The following is a 25,865-nucleotide window of genomic DNA, read 5'->3' as shown; positions in this document are numbered from 1 at the left end:
GCTCGCGAAAGCGGAGTGTCAGTTAGCATTTACTCAACTGATCCGACGCCTTCGCGAGCAAGCCCGCTCCCACATTTGGATTGCATCAGGCCTTTAGAGCTTGGCTTTTACAGCGCCCAGCGCATCCTTGCCATCCACGGTCTTGACGCCCTCCAGCCATTTATCCAATACCGCCGGGTTGGCCTTGATCCACGCCTTCGCCGCATCGGCATTGCTGACCTTGTTGTTGGCCACCTCGGCCATGATGCTGTTTTCCATGTCCTGGGTAAAACTCAGGTTGGTCAGCAGTTTTCCTACGTTCGGGCAGGCCTGTGCGTAGCCCTTGCGGGTCAAGGTATACACGCTGCCGGTGTCACCAAAATATTTCTCGCCGCCCTTGAGGTAGTGCATTTTCAACTGCACGTTCATCGGGTGCGGGGTCCAGCCGAGGAAGGTCACGAATTTCTGCTTCTTAACCGCCCGCGACACTTCGGCGAGCATCGCCTGTTCGCTGGACTCCACCAGCTTCCACTGGCCGAGCGCGAAGTCGTTCTTCTTGATGATTTCCTGCAACGAAATATTCGCTGGCGCGCCGGAGCCGATGCCGTAGATCTTTTTGTCGAACTTGTCGGCAAATTTGTTCAGGTCGGCAAAGTCATGCACCCCGGCGTCCCACACATAGTCGGGCACGGCGAGGGTGAACTCGGTGCCGTCGAGGTTCTTCGCCAGTTGCACCACGTCGCCATTGGCCACGAACTTGTCATAGAAGCCCTGCTGCGCCGGCATCCAGTTGCCCAGGAACACGTCCACCTGGCCATCCTTGAGGCCGCCAAAGGTGATCGGCACCGCCAGGGTGTCGACCTTGGGTTTGTAGCCCATGCCCGTCAGCAGAAACCCGGTGATGGCATTGGTGGCCGCAATATCGCTCCAGCCGGGATCGGCCATTTTTACCGTTTCACAACTGGCGTCTGCGTAAACATTGGCGCTTCCCAGCGCCAGGAGCCCCAGCATCACAGTTAACTTTTGCATGGCCTTCCCTCAGTGTTATTGGTTTTGGCAGGGTTGTGGATAACGTGCCTTGCGCTCCAGGTCGTCGAGGTCGATATGGTTGCGCATGTATTGCTGACTGGCGTCCACCAGTGGCTGGTGATCCCAGCTCTTCAGCTTGCCCTGGGTCAGTGCTTCAAACACCAGACGGCGGCGGCGTTGGCTGGCGAGCACCTGTTGGTGGATCGCCGGGATGTCCCATTTGGCCCGCGCCTCGTCCAGGAAGGCTGCAAACAGTGCCCGGTGTTGCGGCGACTGGCTGAGGTCTTCCTGCTCCCGTGGGTCGTTGTGTACATCGAACAGTAGACAAGGGTCGTCTTCGCTGTAGATGAATTTGTAGGCGCCCCGCCGAATCATCATCAGCGGGCTGATGGTGCCTTCGGCCATGTACTCGCCAAACACTTCGTCGTGCCCGCCCTGCCCTTGCAAGTGCGGGACCAGCGAGCGGCCGTCCAGCGGCAGGCGCGGGTCCAGCTCGCCGCCGGCCAGTTCCACCAGGGTCGGCAGCAGGTCGGCGGTGGACACGGCTTTACCCACGCGGCCTGCCGCGAACTGCCCCGGCGCACTGACCAGCAGCGGCACGCGGGCGGCCATTTCAAACCAGTGCATTTTGTACCAGAGGCCCCGCTCGCCGAGCATGTCGCCGTGGTCGCCGGAGAACACGATGATGGTGTCGTCGGCCAGGCCGGTGTCTTCCAGGGTTTGCAGCAGCTTGCCGACGTTGCTGTCGATATAGCTGCACGCGCCGAAGTAGGCACGCCGCGCATCACGGATCTTATCCACAGGCAGCGGCTTGTCCCACAGGTCGTAGACCTTGAGCAGGCGTTGGGAATGCGGGTCGAGATCGGCTTGCGCGGGTGTTGTAGGCAACGGGATATCAGCGTCGTCGTACAGGTCCCAGAACGGCTTGGGAATGGTGTACGGGTCGTGGGGGTGAGTCATTGACACTGTCAGGCAGAACGGCTGGTCGCCGTCCTCGCGGATATGGTCGAACAGGTATTGCTGGGCCTTGAACACCACCTCTTCGTCGAAATCCAGCTGGTTGGTGCGCACGCACGGCCCGGCTTGCAGCACCGACGACATGTTGTGATACCAGGTGGGGCGTACGTCCGGCTCGTCCCAGTTCACCGCCCAGCCGTAGTCGGCCGGGTAGATGTCGCTAGTCAGGCGTTCTTCATAACCGTGCAGTTGGTCGGGACCGCAGAAGTGCATCTTGCCCGACAGCGCGGTGCGGTAGCCGAGGCGACGCAGGTAGTGGGCGTAGGTTGGCACATCGGCGGGGAAATCGGCGGCGTTGTCGTAGGCGCCAATCTTGCTCGGCAACTGGCCGCTCACCAGGGTGAAACGCGACGGCGCGCACAACGGGCTGTTGCAATAGGCGGCGTCGAACACCACACCCTGCTCGGCGAGGCGACTCAGGTTGGGCAACTTGATAGGCGAAGAACCGTAGAACGGAAGCAACGGGGCGGCCATTTGATCGGCCATGATGAAAAGAATGTTCTTGCGCTTCATGATCTATCGGCATTCCATAGGCGGTGTTTATGCGAATGAGCATGCAGCCCATGAAAAGTGGGGTAAAGCCCATGAAAAGCAATGTCTAGGATAAGCACAGCTTATGTATGAAGCCCTCGGTGACCTGTCCCTCGATTTGCTGCGTGCCTTCGAAGCCGCCGCACGCCATCGCAGCTTTACCGCCGCGGCGATGGAACTGGGCACCACCCAACCGGCCATCAGCCAGCAGATCAAGCGCCTGGAAGAACAGTTGGCGATCCGCCTGTTTGATCGCATCTACCGGGGTATCGAACTGACTGACGCTGGTGCCCTGTTGTTCGAGCATATGCAAGGCGGTTTGCAGGGCATCAACCAGGGCTTGAGCCTGATCACCCAACAGGACCAGCATGAAGTGCTGCAAGTCGCCACCGACTTCGCTTTCGCCGCCTATTGGCTGATGCCGCGCCTGCACCGCTTTCACCAGGCCAACCCTCAGGTCGATGTGAGCCTGGTGACCAGCGAGCGCAATCACGCCACTTTGCGCAGCGATATCGACGTGGCGGTGTTGTTTGGCGACGGCCGTTTCAAGCAGGGCGACAGCCTGTGGCTGTTCAACGAGGAAGTGTTCCCGGTGTGCAGCCCGCAGTGGCTCAAGGACCAGGCAACGCCGATGACTGTGCAAAATTTGCACGATTTCCCTTTGCTGCACCTGCGCCAGGAAAACAACAGCCAGTGGTTCGACTGGAGCGGTGTGTTTCGCGAACTGGGCATCGCCAGCGCACCGACGCCCGGCCAATTGCGTTTCGACAATTACACCCTGTTGATCCAGGCGGCGATTGCCGGCCAGGGCGTGGCTATCGGCTGGCGGCACCTTGTGGATAACCTGCTGGAGCAGGGCTGGTTGTGCCGACCGGTGAGCGACACCGTCATCTCGCGCTTTGGCTATTACGTGGTGCAGCCCCAGCGCAAACGCAGGGGGCAGTTGGTCGAGCGCTTCGTCGACTGGCTGGTGGCAGAACAAGCCAGCAGCGCTCAGTCGCTGACCGGGCTGGCCCTGCCGTCCATTGCGGTCTAGCATCTGGCGCATATTGGATCCGGAGTCCGCCATGCAACGTATCAAGGGCTACCACGCCCATATCTACTTCGACGCCAGCACGATCGAACAGGCGCGCACCCTGTGCGAAGACGCCGCCAAACTCTTCCCGCTGCGCATGGGGCGTGTGCACGAACGACCGGTGGGCCCGCATCCGGATTGGAGCTGCCAGCTGGCGTTCGATCCCGAATACATCGGCGTGGTGCTGCCGTGGTTGGTGATCCATCGCAACGGGCTGGTGGTGTTCCTGCACCCCGAGACCGGCGATGACCTGAAGGACCACACCGACTATGCGGTCTGGATGGGAGCAATGCGCGAACTGAACTTGTCAGCCTTTTCTTAAATGCAATCCCTAAATGTGGGATTGATATTTATATATTGAGACTTGCGCGCCCGTAGGTTTATATTCGCTGCATCCGCTCAGAACTCAGGTGAAGCGATGCAGGCGCAATTGATCGCGCTCGATTGGGGGACCAGCTCCCTTCGTGCTTACAAACTCGGCCCCGCAGGCACAGTGCTGGAACAGCGCTCGCTGGCGTGGGGCATCATGCATTTGCCCAACGAACCCCGGGACATTGCCGGTGTGCGTTGCAGCAACGGCTTCGAGTTGGCGTTCGATGCGGCGTGCGGGGATTGGCTCGATGCCGAACCGGGTTTGCCGGTGATTGCCTGTGGCATGGTCGGCAGCGCCCAAGGCTGGAGCGAAGCGGCCTACCGCAATACCCCGGTCGATGTCGCCAGCCTCGGCCAGGCGCTGCATCAGGTGCACAGCCTGCGCGGCGTGGCCGTGCACATCGTGCCGGGCGTGATCGAGCAGGTCGGCCTGCCCAACGTAATGCGCGGCGAAGAAACCCAGGTGCTGGGCGTGCTGCAAGGGCTGGGCGCCGATGGGTTGATCGGCCTGCCGGGCAGCCATTCCAAGTGGGTGGAGGTGGTCGACGGCTGCATCACGCACTTCGATACCTTCATGACCGGCGAGCTGTTTGCGGTGTTGAGCAAACACAGCATCCTCGGGCGTACCCAGCAACCCAGCGAACAATTCCAGGCTGAAGCCTTCGACCGAGGCGTGCACGTGGCGCTTTCCGAAGACGGTCAGCGCGGCGTGCTGTCCACCTTGTTCAGCGCTCGCACCCTGGGGCTCACCGGCGAACTCGCGCCTGACCAACAGCCCGATTACCTCTCCGGCTTGCTTATCGGCCATGAACTCGCCGGCCTGCCTGACATCGCCAAACACAAGCCGATCATCCTGGTCGGCGCCGCGCCCCTCTGCGCCCGTTATCAACGCGCCCTCGCCCTTTGCGGCTTTGCCTACGTCAGCCTGGCGCAGGAAGCCACCGAGCGCGGCCTGTGGCAACTGGCCGTGGCGGCCGGGCTCACTCAACCTGTATTGGAGGCCTGACATGCTCAAGCAAGCACTCGCGCAAAACGGTTTGATCGCCATCCTGCGCGGCATTCGCCCGGACGAAGCCCAGGCTGTCGGCCAGGTGCTGTACCAGGCGGGGTTTCGGGTGATCGAAGTCCCGCTGAATTCGCCCGACCCTTACACCAGTATCCGCACCCTGCGCGACAGCTTACCCGCCGATTGCCTGATCGGTGCCGGCACGGTGTTGACGCCGGAGCAGGTCGAGCAGGTAAAGGCGGCCGGTGGCCAGGTGGTCGTCATGCCCCACAGCGATGCCAAGGTGTTGCGTGCCGCCAAAGCTGCAGGCTTGTTTCTGTCGCCAGGCGTGGCCACGCCGACCGAAGCCTTCGCCGCACTGGGCGAAGGGGCCGACGTGCTGAAGCTGTTCCCCGCCGAGCAAATGGGCCCTTCGGTGATCAAGGCGTGGCTGGCTGTCTTGCCGGCCGGCACCTTGTTGTTGCCGGTGGGCGGCATCACCCCGGACAACATGCAGGTGTTCACCGACGCCGGCGCCAAAGGTTTCGGACTGGGTTCCGGGTTGTTCAAACCGGGTATGACTGTGGATCAGGTCGCGAGCCGCGCCCAGGCTTATGTCGCCGCCTGGAAAGCCCTCAGCTGAATCAAGTTTCGCGCCTACCGGCGCCGCATCTATAAGAGAGATAACAGATGAAAATCACCAAATTGACGACCTTTATCGTCCCGCCGCGCTGGTGCTTCCTCAAGGTCGAGACCGACCAGGGCGTGACCGGCTGGGGTGAGCCCGTGGTCGAGGGCCGCGCTCACACCGTGGCAGCTGCCGTTGAAGAACTGTCCGACTACCTGATCGGCAAAGACCCCCGCAATATCGAAGACATCTGGACCGTGCTCTATCGCGGCGGCTTCTACCGCGGCGGCGCGGTGCACATGAGCGCCCTCGCCGGCATCGATCAGGCGCTGTGGGACATCAAGGGCAAGGCCCTTGGTGTGTCGGTCAGCGATCTGCTCGGCGGCCAGGTGCGTGACAAGATCCGCGTGTATTCCTGGATCGGCGGCGACCGCCCGGCCGACACCGCCCGCGCTGCCAAAGAGGCGGTGGCCCGTGGTTTCACGGCGGTGAAGATGAACGGCACCGAAGAACTGCAGTTCGTCGACAGCTTCGAAAAAGTCGACCTGGCCCTGGCCAACGTCGCCGCCGTGCGTGACGCGGTGGGTCCCAACGTCGGCATCGGCGTCGACTTCCATGGCCGGGTGCACAAGCCCATGGCCAAGGTGCTGATGAAGGAACTCGACCCGTACAAACTGATGTTCATCGAAGAGCCGGTGCTCAGCGAGAACTACGAAGCGCTCAAAGAGCTGGCGCCGCTGACCAGCACGCCGATTGCCCTGGGCGAGCGCCTGTTCTCGCGTTGGGATTTCAAGCGTGTGCTCAGCGAAGGCTACGTCGACATCATCCAGCCGGATGCCTCCCACGCCGGTGGCATCACCGAAACCCGCAAGATCGCCAACATGGCCGAAGCCTACGACGTGGCCCTGGCCCTGCACTGCCCGTTGGGCCCGATTGCCCTGGCGGCGTGCCTGCAATTGGACGCGGTCTGCTACAACGCGTTTATCCAGGAGCAAAGCCTGGGCATTCACTACAACGAGAGCAATGACCTGCTCGACTATGTGCGCGACCCGGGCGTGTTCGACTATGACCAGGGCTTTGTGAAGATCCCCAACGGGCCGGGCCTGGGCATCGAGATCAACGAGGAATACGTGATCGAACGCGCGGCCATCGGCCACCGCTGGCGCAACCCGATCTGGCGCCACGCCGACGGCAGCTTCGCCGAGTGGTAAGCACCCTGTAGGAGCCGGGCTGCCGGCTCCTGCAAGCCCTCAATAAACATAAGAAGAGGCAACCCCCCATGCACCCTGAATCCTTCACCGGGCAGGCTTCTTTAGTCACGCCTACCCGAAAGCGCTTTTTCATCATGGTGCTGCTGTTTATCACCGTGGTCATCAACTACCTCGACCGCAGTAACCTGTCTATCGCCGCTCCGGCCCTGACCAGCGAACTCGGGATCGACCCGGTGCACGTCGGGCTGATTTTCTCCGCGTTCGGCTGGACCTACGCCGCCATGCAGATCCCCGGCGGCTGGCTGGTGGACCGCGTGCCGCCGCGCATCCTCTACACGGCGGCCCTGCTGTTGTGGTCCATCGCCACGGTCATGCTCGGCTTCGCCGCCAGCTTTATCGCGCTGTTCGTGTTGCGCATGGCGGTGGGCGCGTTGGAAGCGCCGGCCTACCCGATCAACAGCCGTGTGGTTACCACCTGGTTCCCCGAGCGTGAGCGCGCCACGGCAATTGGCGTCTATACCTCTGGGCAGTTTGTCGGGCTGGCATTTCTCACGCCGGTATTGGCCTGGCTGCAGCATGCCTTCGGCTGGCACATGGTGTTCGTCGCGACCGGTGGCGTGGGCATTGTCTGGGCGGTGATCTGGTACGCGGTGTACCGCGAGCCGAAGGATTTCAAAGGCGCGAATGCCGCCGAAATCGACCTGATCCGTGAAGGTGGCGGCTTGGTGGATATGCAGGAAAAAGCCGCCAAGGCGCCGTTCAGTTGGGTCGATCTGGGCATTGTGTTGAGCAAGCGCAAACTCTGGGGGATCTACCTGGGGCAGTTCTGCCTCAACTCCACGCTGTGGTTCTTCCTGACGTGGTTCCCGACCTACCTGGTGAAATATCGCGGCATGGACTTCATCAAGTCCGGCCTGCTGGCGTCATTGCCATTCCTCGCGGCGTTTGTCGGCGTGCTGTGTTCGGGGATCTTTTCCGACTGGCTGATTCGTCGCGGCGCGTCGGTGGGGTTCGCGCGCAAGTTGCCGATCATCGGCGGGCTGCTGATCTCCACAGCGATCATCGGCGCCAACTATGTGGACTCGACGGCGTGGGTGATTGCGTTCTTGGCGGTGGCGTTCTTTGGTAATGGGTTGGCGTCGATTACCTGGTCGCTGGTCTCGACCCTGGCACCGGCCCGCCTGTTGGGGCTGACCGGTGGGGTGTTCAACTTCATCGGCAACCTGTCGGCGATTGCCACGCCGATCGTGATTGGCTTTCTGGCCAGTGGCGATTCGTTTGCGCCAGCGATTACCTATATCGCGGTGCTGGCGTTGCTCGGAGCGCTTTCCTACGTGTTGCTTGTAGGCAAAGTCGAGCGGATCGAGCTGTAGAAATCGGGCGACCTTGAGGTCGCCCTTTTTATTTCCGGTTACGGCACTGACATCTCGTTGTGAAACAGATTCATCGGATCCCAACGCTGCTTGGTGCCCCGCAGGCGGCTTTCGATCATGAGGTCAGGGAAGAAGATCTTGTACCACTGCGGGTTCGGTCCCTTGCCGGGATCGCCGTCAATAAACAGCATGTCGCGGTCGGGGTAGTTGATGTAGCACCCCTGGAACTGAGCATTGACCGGAACGCCGCCGTCATTGGCGAAGGCCGCGAAAAACAGCCCTTGAATCCACTGCGCATGTGCTTGATCCGCCGCGACACTGTCATCGGACCAGTAGCACTGTGGTTGCCACTTAAGGTACGACGAACGCTGCGCGACCGATGATTCTCGACGCACTGGCCCACTAGCCGCATTGATTTTTCCGCCGAATGATTGGATCTGGATCAGGCTTTGCGTCAGCAGCTTATTGGGATCGCTCCATGTCAACGTGTCCCAGATCGCCTGCAGCACTGTCGGGGTAAAAATGCCCGTCTGGTAGGCCGACTTGTATCGACCGCGCTGGTTTGGTCCCGAACCGTTGAGCGTTTGTTGGCAATGCAGCCAATCCATTTGACGCGCCACCGCCAGGGCAGACGCCGGTGAATTGATCGTGCGCCCTGCCGGGTTGCTGCGGGGCAGGTGGATCGTTGGGGAGGGGCTCAAGCATTCGGTGGCTGGAATGCCGATGGCATTGAGCATTGAGCTGACAAAGTCGGAAAAGGGGGCTCGGTCATTCAACCCGCCGTCCTTGTCCACGTAATGAATATCCAGGGTCATGTTGCCAGTATTTTGGTGACGCATCTCCAACTTGGTCGCCAGGCCCCAGGTGGTCGGTTTGGCTTGATTGCGGACAAACCAGTCCTGATAGGCTGCCAGTAGGTTGTCGAGTGCAGGCTTGGTCAGTAGCGACCAGTCCCACTCTAATACCAGCCACAGCACTTCCTTTGGCGCTTCGGGTAAGGCTTCGAAGTAATAGCTGGTGATAATCCCGAACTGTCCTCCGCCTGCGCCGCAGCAGGCGGCAAACAGATCCAGATCATCCTGTTGGGTGCTGTTGCGCCCAACATGCACAGGGACCAGACCGTTGCCCTGGGCGTTTGGTACCAGCATATCGACCCCACTCAGCCAGTCGCATACCAGGCCGTCTTTGCGCGACAGCAGCCCGTAGCCGCCCCCGCAAATATGGCCGCCCAACCCGACCGAGTAGCACGAGCCGCCCGGCATGCTCTTGTGGGCCAATTTGTACAGCGTTACGTAGGCATTCCAGTTCTGGCCGCCTGCCTCCAGGCGAAAGCTATAGCGATGAGGTGAGGTTGGCACCAGTTCTGAGACGAGCTGCCCGTTGGCGTCGTAGACCACTTGGTTGAGTTGGCTGATGTCGAGGATCGACAGCACTTCGTTGGGGCTGCCGGGCATCTTGTTGGAGACGAAACCTTCATAGCAATGGCCGCCGCTGCGCACGGTGATCCGGCCATTAGGTGCCGCGAGTGCCTGGGCGGCGGCGTCTATGATGTCTTGGGGGCTGTAACAGAGGTAAATAAAGTCGGCACCGTTTGCCGAGGATTGGCCCTGCACATTGCCCAGGGGCCAACGCAGGTTGAAGCCTTTTTGCAAGGTTGAGTGACGGCGGTCCAAAACGGTGATGAGATCAAATGCCATGATGTACTCCAAGGAGCCAAGGATGACTTCTGATGCGGCTAACTTAACGACCGATAGGCAAGGAATACGAGGCTTGCAGGGTGGTTAGACGGCAATAGGCATGAAGTGGTTTATTGAGAGGTGACGCAATGTCACCCCTGAAGCCTAGTGGAAGAAATCAGTTCAGCACGCCATCGAGGATTTCATAAACGATGCCGGTACCTACGGCGATCAACACGATGTCGGGCCCCGAACGGCGCCATTCATAACCCTGATACACCGGCAGTCGCTCCAGCGCGCGGCGGTCGAGGCGTTCGCCGTAATAACCATGCGGCAGCGGTTGCCCGCGCACCAGGCGCACATTCGGCGGCGGAGGAGCGCCACGGGCGAACTGGCCATGGTTGTCGCGGATCACCTGGCGGACCGGGCCGAAGTCCTGGGGCGGGCCGCCGCGACGGTTGTCCTGCGGGCCGCGATGGTCGTCGCCGCGTTGTTCGTGCTGGCCTTGCGGGCCGCCACGGTCGGGGCCGCCCTGGTCATAAGGCGCGGCCTGCACCAGGGCACTGGCGCCAAGCACCAGCACGCCAAGGCTGGCAATCACGGTTTTGGGCATTTTCATCGGGTATTCCTCAGGGCACGCAAACAAAAAAGGGATTTCGAACGAGGTTCGAAATCCCTTGGTCTTGCTGTTTAGGCCGTGCCCGGGCGGGTTGATTCCTCTGTATCAGGAACTTTACCTACTGCTTACGGGGCCCTTACTTACGCGCGTTACGCACGCCTTCGGACAGCGCTGCACACAGGCTCAACACGCCGTCGATGGCTTGCTGGTCATTCTTGGCGTTGGCGATGTGGTCGATCAGTGCCGAACCTACGACCACACCGTCAGCCAAGCGGGCGATGGCCGCCGCTTGTTCCGGCGTGCGGATACCAAAACCGATGCTGATCGGCAGGTCCGTATGGCGACGCAGGCGGGTCACGGCTTCTTCGACGTGCTCCAGGGTCGCGGCGCCGGCACCGGTCACACCGGCCACCGACACGTAGTACACAAAGCCGGAGCTGCCATTCAGAACCGTCGGCAGGCGCACATCATCGGTGGTTGGCGTGGTCAGGCGGATAAAGTCGATGCCCGCCGCCTGGGCCGGGTCGCACAGCTCGCCGTTATGCTCGGGCGGCATGTCGACCACTATCAGGCCGTCCACACCGGCTGCCTTGGCGTCGGCAATAAACTGCGGCACGCCGTATTTGTGAATTGGGTTGAAGTAGCCCATCAACACCAGCGGCGTGTCGTTGTTGTCCTGGCGGAACTCGCGGACCATCTGCAGGGTTTTCACCAGGTTCTGCTTGGCGTTCAACGCGCGGATATTAGCCAGTTGAATGGCCGGGCCGTCGGCCATCGGGTCGGTGAAGGGCATGCCCAACTCGATCACGTCGGCGCCGGCGGCCGGCAAGCCTTTGAGGATCGCCAGCGAGGTGTCGTAGCCAGGGTCGCCGGCCGTGACGAAGGTCACCAGGGCGGCGCGATTCTGTTCTTTGAGCTGGGCGAAGCGGGTTTGCAGGCGGCTCATCAGTGTTTCTCCTGCTGAGAAGTTTCCATGTGGTGCATCACGGTCTGCATGTCTTTGTCGCCACGGCCGGACAGGTTGACCACCATCAGGTGATCCTTCGGCAGGGTCGGCGCGCGTTTGAACACTTCGGCCAGGGCGTGGGCGCTTTCCAGGGCTGGAATGATCCCTTCCAGGCGGCAGCATTTGTGGAAGGCGTCGAGGGCTTCGTCGTCGGTCACCGAGGTGTACTGGACGCGACCGATGTCGTGCAACCACGCGTGTTCCGGGCCGATGCCAGGGTAATCCAGGCCAGCGGAGATCGAGTGGGCGTCGATGATCTGGCCGTCGTCGTCCTGCAGCAGGAAGGTGCGGTTGCCGTGCAGCACGCCCGGTACGCCACCGTTGAGGCTGGCGGCGTGTTTGCCGGTTTCGATGCCGTGGCCGGCCGCTTCAACGCCGATGATCTCGACGCTGGTGTCGTCCAGGAACGGGTGGAACAGGCCCATGGCATTGGAACCGCCGCCGATGCACGCCACCAGGCTGTCCGGCAGGCGGCCTTCCTGGGCTTGCAGCTGGTCGCGGGTTTCCTTGCCGATCACGGCCTGGAAGTCGCGCACCATCGCCGGGTACGGGTGCGGGCCGGCCACGGTGCCGATCAGGTAGAAGGTGCTGTCGACGTTGGTCACCCAGTCACGCAGGGCTTCGTTCATCGCGTCTTTCAGAGTGCCGGTGCCAGCCACCACGGGGATCACTTCGGCGCCCAGCAACTTCATGCGGAACACGTTGGCTTGCTGGCGCTCGATGTCAGTGGTGCCCATGTAGATCACGCATTGCAGGCCGAAGCGCGCGGCCACGGTGGCGGTGGCCACGCCGTGCATGCCGGCGCCGGTCTCGGCGATGATGCGTTTCTTGCCCATGCGCCGTGCCAGCAGGATCTGGCCGATGCAGTTGTTGATCTTGTGCGCGCCGGTGTGGTTTAGCTCTTCGCGCTTGAGGTAGATCTTGGCGCCGCCGCAGAATTCGGTCAGGCGTTCGGCGAAGTACAGCGGGCTTGGACGACCGACGTAGTCACGTTGGAAGTAGGCCAATTCCTCTTTGAATGCAGGATCTTCCTTGGCCGCTTCGTATTCGCGGGCCAGGTCGAGGATCAACGGCATCAGGGTTTCAGCGACGTAGCGGCCGCCGAACGCGCCAAACAGGCCGTTGGCGTCTGGGCCGTTGCGTAGATCGGTCTGGGACTGAGTCATGGGACGCTCCAGGAAAAAGGGGGGTGGGAAGCAATGAGGGCCACTCTACCCCTGACGTTCTACGCTGAAAACCGATAAGATCGCCGCAACCTGTCAGGAAAACTCACAGATGAGCCGAGACCTTCCGCCCCTCAACGCCCTGCGTGCCTTTGAAGCGACTGCGCGCTTGAACAGCGTCAGTCAGGCCGCCGAGCAATTGCATGTGACCCACGGTGCCGTCAGCCGCCAGTTGAAGGTGCTGGAGGAGCACTTGGGTATCAGCCTGTTCGTCAAGGAAGGTCGCGGCCTTAAACTCACAGATGCAGGCGTTCGGCTGCGGGATGCCAGCGCCGAGGCCTTCGAGCGATTGAGGGATGTGTGTGCCGAGCTGACCCAGGCCAGCGCCGACGCGCCATTTGTACTCGGTTGTTCGGGCAGCCTGCTGGCGCGCTGGTTGATCCCGCGCCTGGGCCGCTTGAATGCGGACTTGCCGGACCTGCGCCTGCACCTGTCGGCGGGTGATGGGGATCTGGACCCGCGCCGCCCAGGCCTGGACGCACTGCTGGTGTTCGCTGAGCCGCCATGGCCGGCGGATATGCAGGTTTATGAGCTGGCCAGTGAACGCATCGGTCCGGTGATGAGCCCGCGCTTTGTCGGCTATGAACGTTTGCGCGAGGCACCCGCCGAGGCCTTGTGTGGTGAAAAGCTGTTGCACACCACGTCACGCCCGCAAGCCTGGCCCAGTTGGGCGGCGCAGCACGGCATCGAACCCGGCGCGTTGAAACACGGCCAGGGGTTTGAGCATTTGTATTATCTACTGGAGGCGGCAGTGGCAGGATTGGGTGTAGCCATCGCCCCGCAGCCGCTGGTGGCCGAGGACTTGCGTGCGGGTCGCCTGGTGGCGCCGTGGGGTTTCAGCGAAACCCCGGCGCACCTGGCGCTTTGGCTGCCCAAGCGCGCCGCCGATGGGCGCGCCGAGCAGCTGGCGCAGTGGCTCAAAGCTGAGCTACGACGCGAGCCGGTTTAATCGCCGCGTTTGCACAGCAGATAAGCTGCGAGCAGGCCCAGTGCACCGACGGCAACGCCGGCTGTGGTCCATGGGTGCTCTTGTGCGTAGTCCCGGGTTGCAACACCGGTTTCGCGAATTTTGACTTTGCTTTCTTCGTAGGCATCGCTGATCAGGTGGCGGGAGTGCTTGAGGGCATTCTCGGCATTGCTTTTCAGGGCCTTCAAGGTTTTGCGCGACTCGTCGGATGCATCGTCCTTGAGGCTTTCCAAAGACTTGAGCAGGCTCGAAATCTCGGCTTCCATGCTTTCCAGCGACGCTTTGCGTAAAGAAGTGTTGGCCATGTGGACTCTCCTGAAGTGATTGAGTGGCGTGTGTAGATACCGACTGCGGCCGTTTCAGAAAGTGCAGTAAATCTGAACTTTCGGGTGCGAACAGTCGCCAGAAGCAGTACGAACATTGACTGCTACGCTTGCTTAACGACCCTTAGGAGAACTGCCATGAGTGATCATCACACCTACAAGAAAGTCGAACTGGTGGGCTCGTCCACCTCTAGCATCGAAGACGCCATCAACAATGCCATCGCCGAAGCCAACAAGAGCATCAAGCACCTTGAGTGGTTTGAAGTGACTGAAACTCGTGGCCATATCGAGAATGGCAAGGTCGCGCACTATCAAGTCACCCTCAAGGTGGGGTTCCGAATTGCCAGTAGTTGATCGCATCGGTTGAACTTGCTGACTGGCCGATTGCCATAACCTGCGCTACAACCAATGGGTGCCGATGCCACAAGCGTCGGCACGCTCTATTCGATCAGCGCAAGGAAAGTAACGGATGAAGAAGTTCCTGTTAGCGGTAGGTTTGTTGAGCATTGCAGGCACGGCCCTGGCGGCGGGCAAGCCTTGTGAAGAGCTCAAAAGCGAAATTGCAGCGAAAATCGACGCCAAGGGCGCTTCGGGTTATTCGCTGGAAGTGGTGGATAAAGGCGCTGCGCCGAGCGATCACACAGTGGTCGGCACCTGCGAGGGTGGCACCAAGGAAATTGCCTACAAGCGCGGTTAATCCCGTGTTGCAGACATAAAAAACCGACGCGCTGCGTCGGTTTTTTTCGTCTGAAGGTTTTAGCCCTTCATCACCTGCGCCAGCAGTTCGTAGGAATGAATCCGGTCGGCATGCTCGTACAGGTCGCTGGTGAAAATCAGCTCATCGGCGCCGGTCTGCTCGATCAACACCTCCAGCTTGGCGCGGATCTTCGCCGGGCCGCCGACCATTGCCAGGCCCAGGAAGCTGCCGACCGCGTCTTTTTCATGGGGCAACCACAGGCCGTCCATGGTTTTTACGGGTGGGCGCTGCACCAGGCTTTGCCCGCGCATCAGCGCAAGGATGCGTTGGTAGACGGAGGTAGCCAGGTAGTCCGCTTGCTCGTCGGTATCTGCCGCGACCAGGGGAATGCCGAGCATCACGTAGGGTTTATCCAGCACGGCTGAAGGTTTGAAGTGATTGCGGTACACGCGAATCGCCTCATGCATCAGGCGGGGTGCGAAATGCGAGGCGAAGGCGTAGGGCAAACCGCGTTCACCTGCCAGCTGTGCACTGAACAAGCTGGAGCCGAGCAGCCACACCGGTACGTTGGTGCCGGTGCCAGGCACGGCGATGATCCGTTGGTCGGGGGTGCGAGGGCCCAGGTAAGCCATCAGCTCAGCAACGTCTTCCGGGAATTCATCCGCGCTGCCGGAGCGCTCACGGCGCAGGGCGCGTGCGGTCATCTGGTCGGAGCCAGGGGCGCGGCCCAGGCCCAGGTCGATACGGCCGGGGTAAAGGCTCTCCAGGGTGCCGAACTGTTCGGCAATTACCAGCGGCGCGTGGTTGGGCAGCATTACACCGCCGGAACCGACGCGAATGGTCGAGGTACCACCGGCCAGGTAGCCCAGCAGCACTGAAGTGGCCGAACTGGCGATACCGTCCATATTGTGGTGCTCGGCCACCCAGAAACGGTTGTAGCCGAATTTTTCCACGTGCTGGGCCAGGTCCAGCGAATTGCGCAGCGACTGCGCGATGCTTCCATTGGCGCGCACGGGCACCAGGTCGAGGGTGGAAAATTTTACGTCGGACAGCGATTTCATAAGCCTGCTTCTCCAATGGGGGCGCAGGCTTCTTAGACGAACCAAAACCTGCCGCTTCATGTGCATGCTGTATGAGATGTGGGCATATACCCGAGATTCAATAGTGACTCAGTAAATTTCCTACTACATTGCTAGGTTTTTCTCACAATATGAACTTTGCCAGTCCGACTATCCTCAGAACCCTTACTGACGCAAAACCACCGTTCGAGGAGACCGCTATGAGTATCGTGAAAAAAGCATCCGCGCATTGGGAAGGTGACCTGAAGACGGGCCTGGGTTCCATTTCCACGGAAACCGGCGTGCTACGTGAAGCGCCCTACGGCTTCAAGGCGCGTTTCGAGGGCGGCAAGGGCACCAACCCCGAAGAACTGATCGGAGCGGCCCACGCTGGCTGTTTCTCCATGGCCTTTTCCATGATTCTCGGCGATGCCGGGCTCAAGGCCGACAGCATCGACACCCAGGCCGAAGTGACCCTGGACCAGGTGGACGGTGGTTTTGCGATCACCGCCGTGCACCTGATCCTCAAGGCCAAGATTCCCGGTGCAAGCCAGGCGCAGTTCGACGAACTGAGCAAAAAAGCCAAGGAAGGGTGCCCGGTGTCCAAGGTGCTGAATGCGAAAATCAGCCTGGATGCCACGCTGGTCGGCTAAGCCTTCTACTTCAGGAGCGAGCAGGCTCGCTCCTGAAGCCCCAAATATGATCGAATAGCCTGCAGCCTAAGCGCACATCCGTGCGCAGTGCATTCAGGGAGCTTCACACATGAAACGTTTTGCCTTGGCAATCATCTGCGGTGTATTGGCCACTTCGGCCGTGGCCGCGCCAAAAGATTGTGAAGAGCTCAGGAAAGAGATTGAAGTGAAGATCCAGGCCAAGGCGATTCCTTCGTACACCCTGGAAATCATCACCGCCGAAGAAGCCAAGAATCACGACAGTGCGATGATTGTCGGTTCGTGCGAAAACGGCACCAAGCGCATCATCTACCAGAAAAACAACGACTGATCAGATGCAGTTGACGCTGCGTTCCTCAGCGAGCAACTGACGCGCCGAGTCATACAGCCGGATATTCGGCGTGAAGGCCAACGAGCGCCCTTCCAGCACGTAACGCTGGCCAGCCTGGAAGTGGTCATATTCCAGGGTCATGAAGCAGGTGCGATACATCATCTGGCTGAGCCCACCCAAACCGCCGCCGGCCGGGACTTCAAAGTCGAAGCGCACCATCAGTTCGTGATGGCCGGGCGGGAATTGGAAGTAACGCCCGTCCTCCAGGTTCTTGCCGTCTAAACGCTGCGCCATTACTAGCTTTGACCCCGGCGTCGGCGTGGTGAAGTCGACCCACGCTTGTTGCGGATCCGCCGGTGGCACGGGCGTGGTGGTGCAGGCACCGAGGAACAGGGCGGCAACGGGAAGCAAGAGCTGGCGCATGGCAGGCACTCAATGGGAAGGAAGTGGTGAGCCTGGCGCCGATGGCAGCAGACTCCCTATGAGTATAAACACGTCATGCCATGGAAAAATTCCGCACAGGCGCGATAGTCTGGCGAGCAAATTACCCAGGAGCGGTCGGGGCATGGTCAGGCGTTTTCTTCCAGGGTTGATGGTCTTGCTGCTCAGCGGCTGCTCCAGCGTGAGTTATTACAGCCAGTTGGCCAGCGGCCAATGGCAATTGCTGCGGGCCCGAGAGCCGGTGGCGCAGGTCATTGCCGATTCTTCCCGCCCGCCGCTGTTACGCGAACACCTGGTGCAATCACAAAAAGCACGCACGTTCGCCAGTGAGCATTTGCACCTGCCTGACAACCAGAGCTACAGGTTGTATGCCGATATCGGCCGGCCCTATGTGGTCTGGAATGTGTTTGCCACGCAGGAATTCTCCCTGTCCCCCGAAACCCATTGCTTCCCCATTGCCGGTTGTGTGGCCTATCGGGGCTACTACAACCAGGGTGCGGCGCGCGGTGAGGCGGCGTTGTTGAAACAGCGCGGCATGGATGTGTCGATCGGTGGCGTCGAGGCCTATTCCACCTTGGGTTGGTTCAATGACCCGATCATGAATTCGATGATGAACTGGGGCGATGAGCGTCTGGCCACGTTGATTTTCCATGAGCTGGCGCACCAACGTTTCTATGTGAAGGACGACACCGAGTTCAACGAGTCGTTTGCCAATTTCGTCGAGCAGGAAGGCACGCGGCAATGGCGTGCTGCGCGGGGGTTGCCGCCGCAGAACCTGTCGACGTCGAAGCAGCGTGACCAGTTTATCCAACTGGTCCTCGACACCCGGCAACGCTTGGAAAAACTCTATGCCCAACCGTTGGCGGCTGATGCGATGCGCCAGGCCAAGGCGGCTGAGTTCGAGCGTTTGCGCAGAGAATACCGGCAACTGCGCGACAGCCAGTGGGGCGGGGATAAACGTTATGACGCGTGGATCAACCAGCCGATGAACAACGCGCGGTTGTTGCCGTTCGGGCTGTATGACCAGTGGGTGCCGGCGTTTGCGGCGCTGTTTGCGCGGGAAGGTGGGGATTGGGTGAGGTTTTATAAGGCGGTGGAGAAGATCGGTGGGATGCCGATTGACCAGCGCAAAGAAGCGTTGAGGCAGTTGCAAGGTGATGGACTTTAGGGCCTCTTCGCGAGCAAGCCCGCTCCCACATTCGGCCCCGCTCCTACCGAATAAATGCGGTCGAATGTGGGAGCGGGCTTGCTCGCGAAGGCGGTCTCAAGGCCGCTGTAGGAACGCCTGATGCATCTCACCCAATGTTTCAAAATGCCAAGTCGGCGCCTCGGCATTCAGCTCTTCAAAACTGCCAAACCCATACCCCACCGCTGCCGAATCCAACCCGTTGCTGCGCGCGCCGATCAGGTCATGCTTGCGGTCACCAATCATCAGTGTGGTAGCCGGGTCCAGGCCTTCCTCGCTCATCAAGTGGGCGATCAGTTCGACTTTGTTGGTGCGCGTACCGTCCAGTTCGCTGCCGTAGATGACCTTGAAGTGCTTGGCGAAATCGAAGTGCCGCGCGATCTCGCGGGCGAATACCCAAGGCTTGGAGGTGGCGACGTAGAGTTGGCGCCCCTGGCCGCTCAAGTCTTCCAGCAACGGCATCACACCGTCGAACACGCGGTTCTCATACAGGCCGGTCACCTTGAAGCGCTCGCGGTAGAAATTCACTGCCTCCCAGGCCTTGGCTTCATCAAAACCGTAGAACTGCATGAACGCTTGCAGCAACGGCGGGCCAATGAAGTGCTCCAGCTTGGTCAGGTCCGGCTCGTCGATCCCCAGTTTGCCGAGGGCATATTGGATCGAGCGGGTAATGCCTTCGCGCGGGTCAGTGAGGGTGCCGTCCAGGTCGAACAGCACGGTTTGGTAGTGCAGGGTCATCGGTCGAATCCTTCAGCCAGGTGCAGGTCTTTGAGCTTCACGTAGTTCGCGGCGCTGTAGGTGAAAAAGGCGCGTTCCTTGTCAGTCAGCGGGCGGACTTGTTTAACCGGGCTGCCCACGTACAGGAATCCGCTTTCGAGTTTCTTGCCTGGCGGCACCAGGCTGCCGGCGCCGATGATCACGTCGTCTTCCACCACCGCACCGTCCATGACGATGCTGCCCATGCCGATCAGGATGCGATTGCCCACGGTGCAGCCATGCAGCATGACTTTGTGCGCGATGGTCACGTCGTCGCCGATCAGCAACGGGAAGCCATCAGGATTGAAGGGCCCTGCGTGGGTGATGTGCAGCACGCAGCCATCCTGCACGCTGGTGCGCGCACCGATGCGGATGCGGTGCATGTCGCCGCGGATCACGGTCAGCGGCCAGACTGAGCTGTCGGCGCCGATTTCGACGTCGCCGATCACCACCGCCGAAATATCGACAAAAGCCCCGGCGCCCAGGGCCGGCGTGTGGTTCTGATAGGTGCGAAGGGTCACGATAGCCTCTCTCTCTTCTGCTGATAGCTGCGGTGGGTGTTGATTGTAATTAAGATGGCCCCATCTTTGTTCTTACATGTTTCTTCAGCCAAGGTGCCAACCGTGAGCGCGAACAACCCGCTTCTGCAGTCCTACGACCTGCCGCCGTTCTCGGCGATCCGTGCCGAGCACGTCCAGCCGGCCATCGAACAGATCCTCGCCGACAACCGTGTCGCCATCGAAGGCATCCTGCAAAGCCAGGGGAAAAATCCGACGTGGGCCGGTCTGGTCCTGGCCATGGACGAGCTGAATGACCGCCTGGGCGCCGCCTGGAGCCCGGTCAGCCACCTCAACGCCGTGTGCAACAGCGCCGAACTGCGCGAAGCCTATGAAGGCTGCCTGCCGGCGTTGAGCGCCTACTCTACCGAGATGGGCCAGAACCGCGCACTGTTCCAGGCCTTCGAAGCCCTGGCCAACAGTCCGGAAGCCGCCGGTTTCGACGTGGCGCAAAAAACCATTCTGGAACACTCCCTGCGTGACTTCCGCTTGTCGGGTATCGATCTGCCGCCGGAGCAGCAAAAACGCTACGCCGAAGTGCAGAGCAAGCTATCCGAGCTGGGCAGCAAATTTTCCAACCAGTTGCTGGACGCCACCCAGGCCTGGACCAAACACGTCACCGACGAAGCCACCCTCGCCGGCCTGACCGATTCGGCCAAGGCGCAAATGGCCGCCGCCGCCCAGGCCAAAAGCCTCGACGGTTGGTTGATCACCCTGGAATTCCCAAGCTACTACGCGGTGATGACCTACGCCCAGGACCGCGCCCTGCGTGAAGAAGTCTACGCGGCCTACTGCACCCGTGCGTCGGACCAAGGCCCGAATGCCGGTCAGAACGATAACGGCCCGGTAATGGAACAGATCCTCGACCTGCGTCAGGAGCTGGCCAAGCTGTTGGGCTACGCCTCCTTCTCCGAACTGAGCCTGGCCACCAAAATGGCTGAGTCCAGCGACCAGGTGCTGAGCTTCCTGCGCGACCTGGCCAAGCGCAGCAAGCCGTTTGCCGCCCAGGACCTGCAGCAGCTCAAGGCCTACGCCGCCGAACAAGGCTGCGCCGACCTGCAAAGCTGGGACAGCGGTTTCTACGGCGAAAAACTTCGCGAGCAACGCTACAGCGTGTCCCAGGAAGCCCTGCGCGCCTACTTCCCGATCGACAAAGTCTTGAGCGGCCTGTTTGCCATCGTGCAACGCCTGTATGGCATCGAAATCGCAGAGCAAAAAGGCTTCGACACCTGGCACCCGGATGTCCGCCTGTTTGAAATCAAGGAAAACGGCCAGCACGTCGGCCGCTTCTTCTTCGACTTGTACGCCCGCGCCAACAAGCGTGGCGGCGCCTGGATGGACGGCGCGCGCGACCGTCGCCGCAAAATCGACGGCGTACTGCAAAGCCCGGTGGCCAACCTGGTGTGCAACTTCACCCCGGCCGACAGCGGCAAGCCTGCCCTGCTGACCCACGATGAAGTGACCACGCTGTTCCACGAATTCGGCCACGGCCTGCATCACCTGCTGACCCGTGTTGAACATGCTGGTGTGTCCGGTATCAACGGCGTGGCGTGGGATGCGGTGGAGTTGCCGAGCCAGTTCATGGAGAACTGGTGCTGGGAGCCGGAAGGCCTGGCGTTGATTTCCGGTCACTACGAGAGCGGCGAACCACTGCCCCAGGACCTGCTGGAAAAAATGCTCGCGGCCAAGAACTTCCAATCCGGCTTGATGATGGTGCGTCAGCTGGAGTTCTCGCTGTTCGACTTCGAACTGCATGCCACCCACGGTGATGGCCGCAGCGTGGCCCAGGTACTTGAAGGCGTGCGCGATGAGGTGTCGGTGATGCGTCCGCCGGCGTACAACCGCTTCCCCAACAGCTTCGCGCACATCTTCGCTGGCGGTTATGCGGCGGGTTACTACAGCTACAAGTGGGCTGAAGTGTTGTCGGCGGACGCCTTCTCCAAGTTTGAAGAAGAGGGCGTGCTCAATGCCGAAACCGGCCGCGCCTTCCGCGAAGCGATCCTGGCGCGGGGCGGTTCCCAGGAACCGATGGTGCTGTTCGTCGACTTCCGCGGACGTGCGCCGTCGATTGACGCACTCTTGCGCCACAGCGGCCTGAGTGAGGACGCGGCAGCATGAGTGAAGGGCCTGTGATCACCAAAAAGCAATTCATTGCCGGGGCGGTCTGCCCGGCGTGCAGCGAGCCGGACAAGTTGAAGATGTGGACCGAAGACAACGTGCCCCATCGCGAATGTGTGGCCTGCGGTTATACCGACACGCTGAATGACCAGGGGTTGTCGGTGCCCAAGGAATTGGGCACGCGGGTGAATACGTCTGCGTTGAAAGCGCCGGCGGACCCCAAGGTGCAGGCGGTGCAGTTCTTTCCTAATCCGAAGCTGAAAAAAGACTGACAACGTTGATGTCTTCGCCCTGAAACAAAAATTTCAGGGCGAAGAGCGTTAAGCATTTACACCCTTCTCTGCTGTGGCGTGTTCCAGGATGACAACTCCCTGTCGTTGTCTTCAAGGAGGCACCATGCCCGACCCCAATCCCTTGTTGCAGGATTATCACCTGCCGCCTTTCTCGGCTATTCGTGCCGAACACCTCGTGCCAGCTGTCGATGCGATCGTGCTGCACAGTCGCAACGAAGTCGCCCGCATCACCGCCAGCCAGCGGCACTATCCAAACTGGGATGATCTGGTGCTGGCGATGGAAGCCGTTACCTCTCGTATCGACGAGGTGTTAGTTGTGATCTCCCTCCTCGACAGCGTAAACACCGATCAGCAGTGGATGGAAGCCAGCGCGCAAGCCACTTTTCGGGCCGTAGAGTTCGTGAGAGAACTGACGAGTCATCGCGGGCTGTTCGACTGCTACAAAATGTTGGTTGAGAGCTCACCAGCAGCTCTGTTCGATGCGTCCCGTCAGAGTTTGCTGAGGCGCACCCTGAGTAGGTTTCGGCTAGCGGGTATCGAGTTGGAGCCCGCTGCGCAAAAAAGACTGACGACGCTCGACCGTGAAATTGCCGGTCTCCAGCAATCGTTCCTGACTCGGTTGGAACAGGCCAACAGCGCGTGGCGCAAGCACATCACCGATGAATCAGTGCTGAAGGGACTTTCTTCGGCGCTCAAAGCGCGTATGGCACGCAATGCCCGTGCGGTTAACCTGCAAGGTTGGCTGATGACATTGAATGAGGAGAGTTACCGCGACTGCATGGCTTACGCGCAGAATCGAATATTGCGAGAGGAGATTTTCACCGCCTACAACACGCGTGCTTCTGACCTGGGTCCGCACGCCGGGCAGTTCGACAATGGTCCGTTGTTGCAGAGGCTGATGGTCAGCCGTAATCAAAAAGCCAAGCTATTGGGTTACACCAACTTTGTTCAATTGGCACTCGAATTCCAAATTTTGGATACCGATGATCAAGTGCTGGCTTTTATTCGTGACCAGATTTCGGTATCACGCACAGTCTTCGCCCATGACAAGCAGGCGATCACGGCATTGGGTCAAGAGCTTGGGCTGGCAGACCTGCAGCCCTGGGACCACGCCTTTCTGGCGCAAATCATTCGGCAAAGAGCCAGTGGTATTGCCGAAGAGGAACTGCGCGTCTATTTTCCCCTCGATACCACCTTATCTCGGTTGTTTGCGCTAGTGGGGCGTCTGTTCGACATCCAAATTATCGAACTGTATGGCTTCGACTCCTGGGCGCCCGGGGTTCGCCTCTTTCAGCTACTGGATCAGGGTGAAGTGCTGGGTCAGATCTATTTCGTACCCTATCGGCAAAATGCCGAGGATTTCCCCTACGCATTATCGTTGAGAAACCGCTGGACTACGGCTGAAAGTCGCAGAGTGCAACCGATGGTCGTGCTCTTTAGCCAGTTTGAAGGGGCTCCTGATGAGCCTTGTTTGCTCGGACATCGGCAACTCAAGATCCTTTTTCATGAGTTCGGTCACTGCTTCCAGCACATGATGATGGGCTTAGGCTATCGCACCAAAATGGGCGTCGATGATGTGGGCATGGACAGTGCGGAATTTTGCGGTCAATTCTTTGAACGCTGGTGTGATTCACCTGAATGCCTTGTCTGGCTTTCCAGTCATCACGAAACGAGCGCGAATTTGCCTGAGACGTTAGCCCGGCAGCAAGTGGCGTATGCCAACACCCAGACCTCTTGGGCGCGTGCAGAGTCATTGACCATGGCGCTGTTTGATATCGAAGTGCACCGCACTCAAGGCGATGGCCGCACTATTGCGCAGATATTCGCGAGTGCCAACCGTGAAGTCGGGCACCTTCCGGCGCTGGACGCTGTGCGTTACGCCAATGGCTTCAGCCACATGGTGTCGGGATATGAAAGCGGATTTTATGCCTACCAATGGTCTGAAGTGCTGGCACGTGCAGCCTTCAAAAGGTTTGAGCAAGAGGGTGTGTTCAACCCGCAGACGGGTCGCGCGTTTCGCGAACTCGTGCTTGCTCCCGGTCACTCTCGATCGTTGGTTGAATCAGTTCGTTTATTTTTAGACGTTACACCCGGCAACGCAGTTTGAATTCAGGAGCCAGTGTTGGCAGTGTTCATCCAACTCTTCATCGAACACAGGGCGAAGGCACTGGTGCTGCATTCTCCATTGAGTAACGCATTGCGTAACTTGGCGACATCGGCCCTCATCATGTAGCGAACACCGTCCTTGAAGCCGTTGCTGGTGCCAAAGCCGCCCAAGGTCATCTCGTTCAGCGCGTCCTCCTTGCTCCACCCCTGAATCACCACCCGATACATTGCCGCCATCAGGCCGGTACGGTCAGAGCCATGCTTGCAATGCATCAGCACCGGGCCGTTGGCTTCGGCTTCCTGGATGGCTCTCAGCACCGCCAGCACGTCGGAATCATCCACGTGGTTGGTGCGATAAGTCAGCTGTACCTGGCGGATATCGGGGGATTTGAGCCAGTCGGCATCGGATTCCGGCAGGAAATTGATCACGGTGCCGATCTTCAGCTTTTCCAGCAGCGGCGCTGCGTTGCTGTCCGGTAGCGCGCTGCGATAGAGCGTGGGCGTCATCTGGTGAAGGTTGTATTGACTGCCCACTGGTTGTGCCCACTCGGGGGAACGGATGGAGATCGGCTCGTCGGCTTGAACGAAGGCACTGGAAAACAGCGCGATGAACGCGAGGCCGAAGGCCGGTAGCCATTGATTCTTGAGCATGGGTGACATGACCGAGCAGGAGATAGGTGAATGCCGCTCAGGTTGGTCCAAGGGGGGTCAATGATGTGTGAGGACGCCGTCAAAGAACCGTGAATCCTCAGTCTTTAGTCGCTGAAGCGCTTCTCTCGATGCATAGCCTGCTATCATTTGTAACCATTGATTGCCGAAAAAAGCCAAGCCGCTCACCAGAAGCCGGCTGATAAACCCGTGACCATATGATGAGGTGCCACCATGTCTGATCAAGATCAAGACAACCCCCGGCGTGACTTTCTGCGCAAATCCTTGACCTTGATCCCGGTGGTCACGGTTGCCAGCACCGGCCTTGGCGGCTCGATGCTGATGGCCACGCCTGAGCCGGCCCAGGCCGCGCCGGCCAAGCCTAAAGCCAGCGAAAAGGCCTACGAGCCCACGTATTTCACCGCCGAGGAATGGGCGTTTATCAACGCCGCTGTCGCGCAGCTGATTCCCGCCGATGCCCAAGGCCCAGGTGCCCTGGAAGCGGGTGCGCCGGAATACATTGACCGCCAGATGAACACGCCATACGCCAGCGGTGCCCTGTGGTTCATGCAGGGTCCTTTCAACGCTGATGCGCCCCCAGAGATGGGTTGGCAGAGCAAATTGGTGCCTAAGGAGATCTATCGCCTGGGCATTGCCGCGACGGATGCCTGGTCGAAAGCCTTCAACGGCAAAGTTTTTGCTGCGCAAGACAGCGCTACCCGAGACGATATGTTGCGCCGTCTGGAGGCTGGCGGCGGTGAGGTGACAGCGCATTTCGAGGCGGTGCCGCCCAAGATGTTCTTCAACCTGTTGCTGCAAAACACCAAGGAAGGCTTCTTCTGCGACCCGATCCACGGTGGCAACAAAGGCATGGTCGGCTGGACCATGATCGGCTTCCCCGGCGCTCGCGCCGACTTCATGGACTGGGTTGAACGCAACGAGCAATACCCCTTCCCGGCAGTTTCCATCCGCGGCGAGAGGGCTTAAAC

The 25,865-nt window shown here is 60.2% G+C and carries 28 protein-coding genes; 16 read left to right on the top strand and 12 right to left on the bottom strand.

Annotated elements, in window-relative coordinates; genetic code table 11:
• Positions 1-93: 93 nt before the first annotated feature.
• On the bottom strand, positions 94-1,008 hold the full coding sequence (gene choX, locus HX823_RS17965) for a choline ABC transporter substrate-binding protein (RefSeq protein ID WP_038851068.1): 915 nt from the start codon (positions 1,006-1,008) through the stop codon (positions 94-96).
• Positions 1,009-1,023: 15 nt separating this feature from the next.
• A complete protein-coding gene (gene betC, locus HX823_RS17960) occupies positions 1,024-2,538 on the bottom strand; it encodes a choline-sulfatase (RefSeq protein WP_177075807.1) in 1,515 nt (504 codons plus the stop codon).
• Positions 2,539-2,641: 103 nt separating this feature from the next.
• On the opposite strand from betC, the gene HX823_RS17955 reads away from it, so the two are divergent.
• The 6 genes from HX823_RS17955 (at position 2,642) to HX823_RS17930 (ending at position 8,200) form a co-directional block, all read left to right on the top strand.
• On the top strand, positions 2,642-3,592 hold the full coding sequence (locus HX823_RS17955; protein WP_177075804.1) for a LysR family transcriptional regulator: 951 nt from the start codon (positions 2,642-2,644) through the stop codon (positions 3,590-3,592).
• 31 nt (positions 3,593-3,623) lie between these two features.
• Entirely contained in the window at positions 3,624-3,953 is a 330-nt protein-coding gene (locus tag HX823_RS17950; RefSeq protein WP_028618611.1) for a DOPA 4,5-dioxygenase family protein, read from the top strand.
• Between the two features lie 96 nt (positions 3,954-4,049).
• A complete protein-coding gene (locus HX823_RS17945) occupies positions 4,050-5,009 on the top strand; it encodes a 2-dehydro-3-deoxygalactonokinase (RefSeq protein ID WP_177075802.1) in 960 nt (319 codons plus the stop codon).
• A gap of 1 nt (position 5,010) precedes the next feature.
• Positions 5,011-5,631, top strand: a complete 621-nt coding sequence (locus HX823_RS17940; RefSeq protein WP_177075800.1) for a 2-dehydro-3-deoxy-6-phosphogalactonate aldolase — start codon at positions 5,011-5,013, stop codon at positions 5,629-5,631.
• Between the two features lie 47 nt (positions 5,632-5,678).
• Positions 5,679-6,827 (top strand): galactonate dehydratase, encoded by a 1,149-nt coding sequence (gene dgoD, locus HX823_RS17935; protein WP_003170741.1) that lies wholly within the window; start codon positions 5,679-5,681, stop codon positions 6,825-6,827.
• A gap of 68 nt (positions 6,828-6,895) precedes the next feature.
• Entirely contained in the window at positions 6,896-8,200 is a 1,305-nt protein-coding gene (locus HX823_RS17930) for an MFS transporter (RefSeq protein ID WP_177075798.1), read from the top strand.
• Positions 8,201-8,238: 38 nt separating this feature from the next.
• Here the strand turns inward: HX823_RS17930 and HX823_RS17925 are convergent, their stop codons facing one another.
• The 4 genes from HX823_RS17925 to trpB form a co-directional block, all read right to left on the bottom strand.
• Positions 8,239-9,897 carry a BBE domain-containing protein gene (locus HX823_RS17925; RefSeq protein ID WP_177075796.1) on the bottom strand — a complete coding sequence of 553 codons (1,659 nt, stop codon included), beginning with the start codon at positions 9,895-9,897 and terminating at the stop codon, positions 8,239-8,241.
• 157 nt (positions 9,898-10,054) lie between these two features.
• Complete coding sequence (locus HX823_RS17920) at positions 10,055-10,495, bottom strand: anti-virulence regulator CigR family protein (protein WP_177075794.1); 441 nt, start codon at positions 10,493-10,495, stop codon at positions 10,055-10,057.
• Positions 10,496-10,631: 136 nt separating this feature from the next.
• Positions 10,632-11,441 (bottom strand): tryptophan synthase subunit alpha, encoded by an 810-nt coding sequence (trpA, locus tag HX823_RS17915; RefSeq protein WP_033900432.1) that lies wholly within the window; start codon positions 11,439-11,441, stop codon positions 10,632-10,634.
• On the bottom strand, positions 11,441-12,667 hold the full coding sequence (gene trpB / locus HX823_RS17910) for a tryptophan synthase subunit beta (RefSeq protein WP_016978751.1): 1,227 nt from the start codon (positions 12,665-12,667) through the stop codon (positions 11,441-11,443). Before trpB ends, trpA begins: the two co-directional genes overlap by 1 nt.
• Positions 12,668-12,776: 109 nt before the next feature.
• Here trpB and HX823_RS17905 point away from each other — a divergent pair, with 109 nt between their 5' ends.
• Entirely contained in the window at positions 12,777-13,673 is an 897-nt protein-coding gene (locus tag HX823_RS17905; RefSeq protein ID WP_038851082.1) for a LysR family transcriptional regulator, read from the top strand.
• On the opposite strand, the gene HX823_RS17900 is transcribed toward HX823_RS17905, so the two are convergent.
• Positions 13,670-13,996, bottom strand: a complete 327-nt coding sequence (locus HX823_RS17900) for a YqjD family protein (RefSeq protein WP_003170746.1) — start codon at positions 13,994-13,996, stop codon at positions 13,670-13,672. The two genes, HX823_RS17905 and HX823_RS17900, sit on opposite strands and share 4 nt — an antisense overlap.
• A 156-nt stretch (positions 13,997-14,152) precedes the next feature.
• On the opposite strand from HX823_RS17900, the gene HX823_RS17895 reads away from it, so the two are divergent.
• Positions 14,153-14,368: a dodecin gene (locus tag HX823_RS17895; protein WP_038851083.1), complete on the top strand. Its 216-nt coding sequence runs from the start codon at positions 14,153-14,155 to the stop codon at positions 14,366-14,368.
• A gap of 115 nt (positions 14,369-14,483) precedes the next feature.
• Complete coding sequence (locus HX823_RS17890) at positions 14,484-14,711, top strand: DUF1161 domain-containing protein (RefSeq protein ID WP_028618619.1); 228 nt, start codon at positions 14,484-14,486, stop codon at positions 14,709-14,711.
• A gap of 59 nt (positions 14,712-14,770) precedes the next feature.
• On the opposite strand, the gene HX823_RS17885 is transcribed toward HX823_RS17890, so the two are convergent.
• Positions 14,771-15,772 (bottom strand): LLM class flavin-dependent oxidoreductase, encoded by a 1,002-nt coding sequence (locus HX823_RS17885; protein WP_033900424.1) that lies wholly within the window; start codon positions 15,770-15,772, stop codon positions 14,771-14,773.
• 218 nt (positions 15,773-15,990) lie between these two features.
• Between HX823_RS17885 and HX823_RS17880 the strand changes: the two genes are divergently transcribed.
• Both HX823_RS17880 and HX823_RS17875 read left to right on the top strand, forming a co-directional pair.
• Complete coding sequence (locus HX823_RS17880; RefSeq protein ID WP_038851085.1) at positions 15,991-16,422, top strand: OsmC family protein; 432 nt, start codon at positions 15,991-15,993, stop codon at positions 16,420-16,422.
• Between the two features lie 109 nt (positions 16,423-16,531).
• Positions 16,532-16,771, top strand: a complete 240-nt coding sequence (locus tag HX823_RS17875; RefSeq protein WP_016969660.1) for a DUF1161 domain-containing protein — start codon at positions 16,532-16,534, stop codon at positions 16,769-16,771.
• Here the strand turns inward: HX823_RS17875 and HX823_RS17870 are convergent, their stop codons facing one another.
• Positions 16,772-17,194 carry a hypothetical protein gene (locus HX823_RS17870; protein ID WP_038851088.1) on the bottom strand — a complete coding sequence of 141 codons (423 nt, stop codon included), beginning with the start codon at positions 17,192-17,194 and terminating at the stop codon, positions 16,772-16,774.
• Between the two features lie 142 nt (positions 17,195-17,336).
• Here HX823_RS17870 and HX823_RS17865 point away from each other — a divergent pair, with 142 nt between their 5' ends.
• Positions 17,337-18,380, top strand: a complete 1,044-nt coding sequence (locus HX823_RS17865; protein ID WP_177075793.1) for an aminopeptidase — start codon at positions 17,337-17,339, stop codon at positions 18,378-18,380.
• Positions 18,381-18,476: 96 nt separating this feature from the next.
• On the opposite strand, the gene HX823_RS17860 is transcribed toward HX823_RS17865, so the two are convergent.
• A complete protein-coding gene (locus tag HX823_RS17860) occupies positions 18,477-19,136 on the bottom strand; it encodes an HAD family hydrolase (protein ID WP_033900415.1) in 660 nt (219 codons plus the stop codon).
• Positions 19,133-19,675, bottom strand: a complete 543-nt coding sequence (locus tag HX823_RS17855; RefSeq protein WP_038851094.1) for a gamma carbonic anhydrase family protein — start codon at positions 19,673-19,675, stop codon at positions 19,133-19,135. The genes HX823_RS17860 and HX823_RS17855 overlap by 4 nt, the downstream gene beginning before the upstream one ends.
• Positions 19,676-19,777: 102 nt before the next feature.
• Between HX823_RS17855 and prlC the strand changes: the two genes are divergently transcribed.
• From prlC to HX823_RS17840, 3 genes are all read left to right on the top strand, one after another.
• Positions 19,778-21,829, top strand: a complete 2,052-nt coding sequence (gene prlC, locus HX823_RS17850) for an oligopeptidase A (protein ID WP_038851095.1) — start codon at positions 19,778-19,780, stop codon at positions 21,827-21,829.
• Entirely contained in the window at positions 21,826-22,101 is a 276-nt protein-coding gene (locus tag HX823_RS17845; RefSeq protein WP_010207776.1) for a YheV family putative zinc ribbon protein, read from the top strand. The genes prlC and HX823_RS17845 overlap by 4 nt, the downstream gene beginning before the upstream one ends.
• A 124-nt stretch (positions 22,102-22,225) precedes the next feature.
• The gene (locus HX823_RS17840) at positions 22,226-24,229 is read left to right on the top strand and encodes a M3 family metallopeptidase (protein WP_177075789.1); all 2,004 of its coding nucleotides are present in this window, start codon (positions 22,226-22,228) and stop codon (positions 24,227-24,229) included.
• A gap of 2 nt (positions 24,230-24,231) precedes the next feature.
• Here the strand turns inward: HX823_RS17840 and HX823_RS17835 are convergent, their stop codons facing one another.
• A complete protein-coding gene (locus HX823_RS17835; protein WP_177075786.1) occupies positions 24,232-24,879 on the bottom strand; it encodes a tyrosine-protein phosphatase in 648 nt (215 codons plus the stop codon).
• Between the two features lie 231 nt (positions 24,880-25,110).
• Between HX823_RS17835 and HX823_RS17830 the strand changes: the two genes are divergently transcribed.
• Positions 25,111-25,863, top strand: coding sequence for a gluconate 2-dehydrogenase subunit 3 family protein (locus HX823_RS17830; protein ID WP_033900409.1), 753 nt, complete (start codon positions 25,111-25,113; stop codon positions 25,861-25,863).
• The last annotated feature ends 2 nt before the right edge of the window (positions 25,864-25,865 follow it).

Origin of the sequence: Pseudomonas sp. P7759, from assembly GCF_013386445.1 — a bacterium.
Taxonomy (GTDB): Bacteria; Pseudomonadota; Gammaproteobacteria; order Pseudomonadales; family Pseudomonadaceae; genus Aquipseudomonas; species Aquipseudomonas azotoformans_A.
Note: the sequence above shows the minus strand (reverse complement) of the source record. Positions and strands in the feature narration are given on the sequence as shown.

Excerpts from the sequence above, each read along its gene's own strand:
- choX (WP_038851068.1), bottom strand. The coding sequence starts at position 1,008 with ATGCAAAAGTTAACTGTGATGCTGGGGCTCCTGGCGCTGGGAAGCGCC.
- betC (WP_177075807.1), bottom strand. The coding sequence starts at position 2,538 with ATGAAGCGCAAGAACATTCTTTTCATCATGGCCGATCAAATGGCCGCC.
- HX823_RS17955 (WP_177075804.1), top strand. The coding sequence starts at position 2,642 with ATGTATGAAGCCCTCGGTGACCTGTCCCTCGATTTGCTGCGTGCCTTC.
- HX823_RS17950 (WP_028618611.1), top strand. The coding sequence starts at position 3,624 with ATGCAACGTATCAAGGGCTACCACGCCCATATCTACTTCGACGCCAGC.
- HX823_RS17945 (WP_177075802.1), top strand. The coding sequence starts at position 4,050 with ATGCAGGCGCAATTGATCGCGCTCGATTGGGGGACCAGCTCCCTTCGT.
- HX823_RS17940 (WP_177075800.1), top strand. The coding sequence starts at position 5,011 with ATGCTCAAGCAAGCACTCGCGCAAAACGGTTTGATCGCCATCCTGCGC.
- dgoD (WP_003170741.1), top strand. The coding sequence starts at position 5,679 with ATGAAAATCACCAAATTGACGACCTTTATCGTCCCGCCGCGCTGGTGC.
- HX823_RS17930 (WP_177075798.1), top strand. The coding sequence starts at position 6,896 with ATGCACCCTGAATCCTTCACCGGGCAGGCTTCTTTAGTCACGCCTACC.
- HX823_RS17925 (WP_177075796.1), bottom strand. The coding sequence starts at position 9,897 with ATGGCATTTGATCTCATCACCGTTTTGGACCGCCGTCACTCAACCTTG.
- HX823_RS17920 (WP_177075794.1), bottom strand. The coding sequence starts at position 10,495 with ATGAAAATGCCCAAAACCGTGATTGCCAGCCTTGGCGTGCTGGTGCTT.
- trpA (WP_033900432.1), bottom strand. The coding sequence starts at position 11,441 with ATGAGCCGCCTGCAAACCCGCTTCGCCCAGCTCAAAGAACAGAATCGC.
- trpB (WP_016978751.1), bottom strand. The coding sequence starts at position 12,667 with ATGACTCAGTCCCAGACCGATCTACGCAACGGCCCAGACGCCAACGGC.
- HX823_RS17905 (WP_038851082.1), top strand. The coding sequence starts at position 12,777 with ATGAGCCGAGACCTTCCGCCCCTCAACGCCCTGCGTGCCTTTGAAGCG.
- HX823_RS17900 (WP_003170746.1), bottom strand. The coding sequence starts at position 13,996 with ATGGCCAACACTTCTTTACGCAAAGCGTCGCTGGAAAGCATGGAAGCC.
- HX823_RS17895 (WP_038851083.1), top strand. The coding sequence starts at position 14,153 with ATGAGTGATCATCACACCTACAAGAAAGTCGAACTGGTGGGCTCGTCC.
- HX823_RS17890 (WP_028618619.1), top strand. The coding sequence starts at position 14,484 with ATGAAGAAGTTCCTGTTAGCGGTAGGTTTGTTGAGCATTGCAGGCACG.
- HX823_RS17885 (WP_033900424.1), bottom strand. The coding sequence starts at position 15,772 with ATGAAATCGCTGTCCGACGTAAAATTTTCCACCCTCGACCTGGTGCCC.
- HX823_RS17880 (WP_038851085.1), top strand. The coding sequence starts at position 15,991 with ATGAGTATCGTGAAAAAAGCATCCGCGCATTGGGAAGGTGACCTGAAG.
- HX823_RS17875 (WP_016969660.1), top strand. The coding sequence starts at position 16,532 with ATGAAACGTTTTGCCTTGGCAATCATCTGCGGTGTATTGGCCACTTCG.
- HX823_RS17870 (WP_038851088.1), bottom strand. The coding sequence starts at position 17,194 with ATGCGCCAGCTCTTGCTTCCCGTTGCCGCCCTGTTCCTCGGTGCCTGC.
- HX823_RS17865 (WP_177075793.1), top strand. The coding sequence starts at position 17,337 with ATGGTCAGGCGTTTTCTTCCAGGGTTGATGGTCTTGCTGCTCAGCGGC.
- HX823_RS17860 (WP_033900415.1), bottom strand. The coding sequence starts at position 19,136 with ATGACCCTGCACTACCAAACCGTGCTGTTCGACCTGGACGGCACCCTC.
- HX823_RS17845 (WP_010207776.1), top strand. The coding sequence starts at position 21,826 with ATGAGTGAAGGGCCTGTGATCACCAAAAAGCAATTCATTGCCGGGGCG.
- HX823_RS17840 (WP_177075789.1), top strand. The coding sequence starts at position 22,226 with ATGCCCGACCCCAATCCCTTGTTGCAGGATTATCACCTGCCGCCTTTC.
- HX823_RS17835 (WP_177075786.1), bottom strand. The coding sequence starts at position 24,879 with ATGCTCAAGAATCAATGGCTACCGGCCTTCGGCCTCGCGTTCATCGCG.
- HX823_RS17830 (WP_033900409.1), top strand. The coding sequence starts at position 25,111 with ATGTCTGATCAAGATCAAGACAACCCCCGGCGTGACTTTCTGCGCAAA.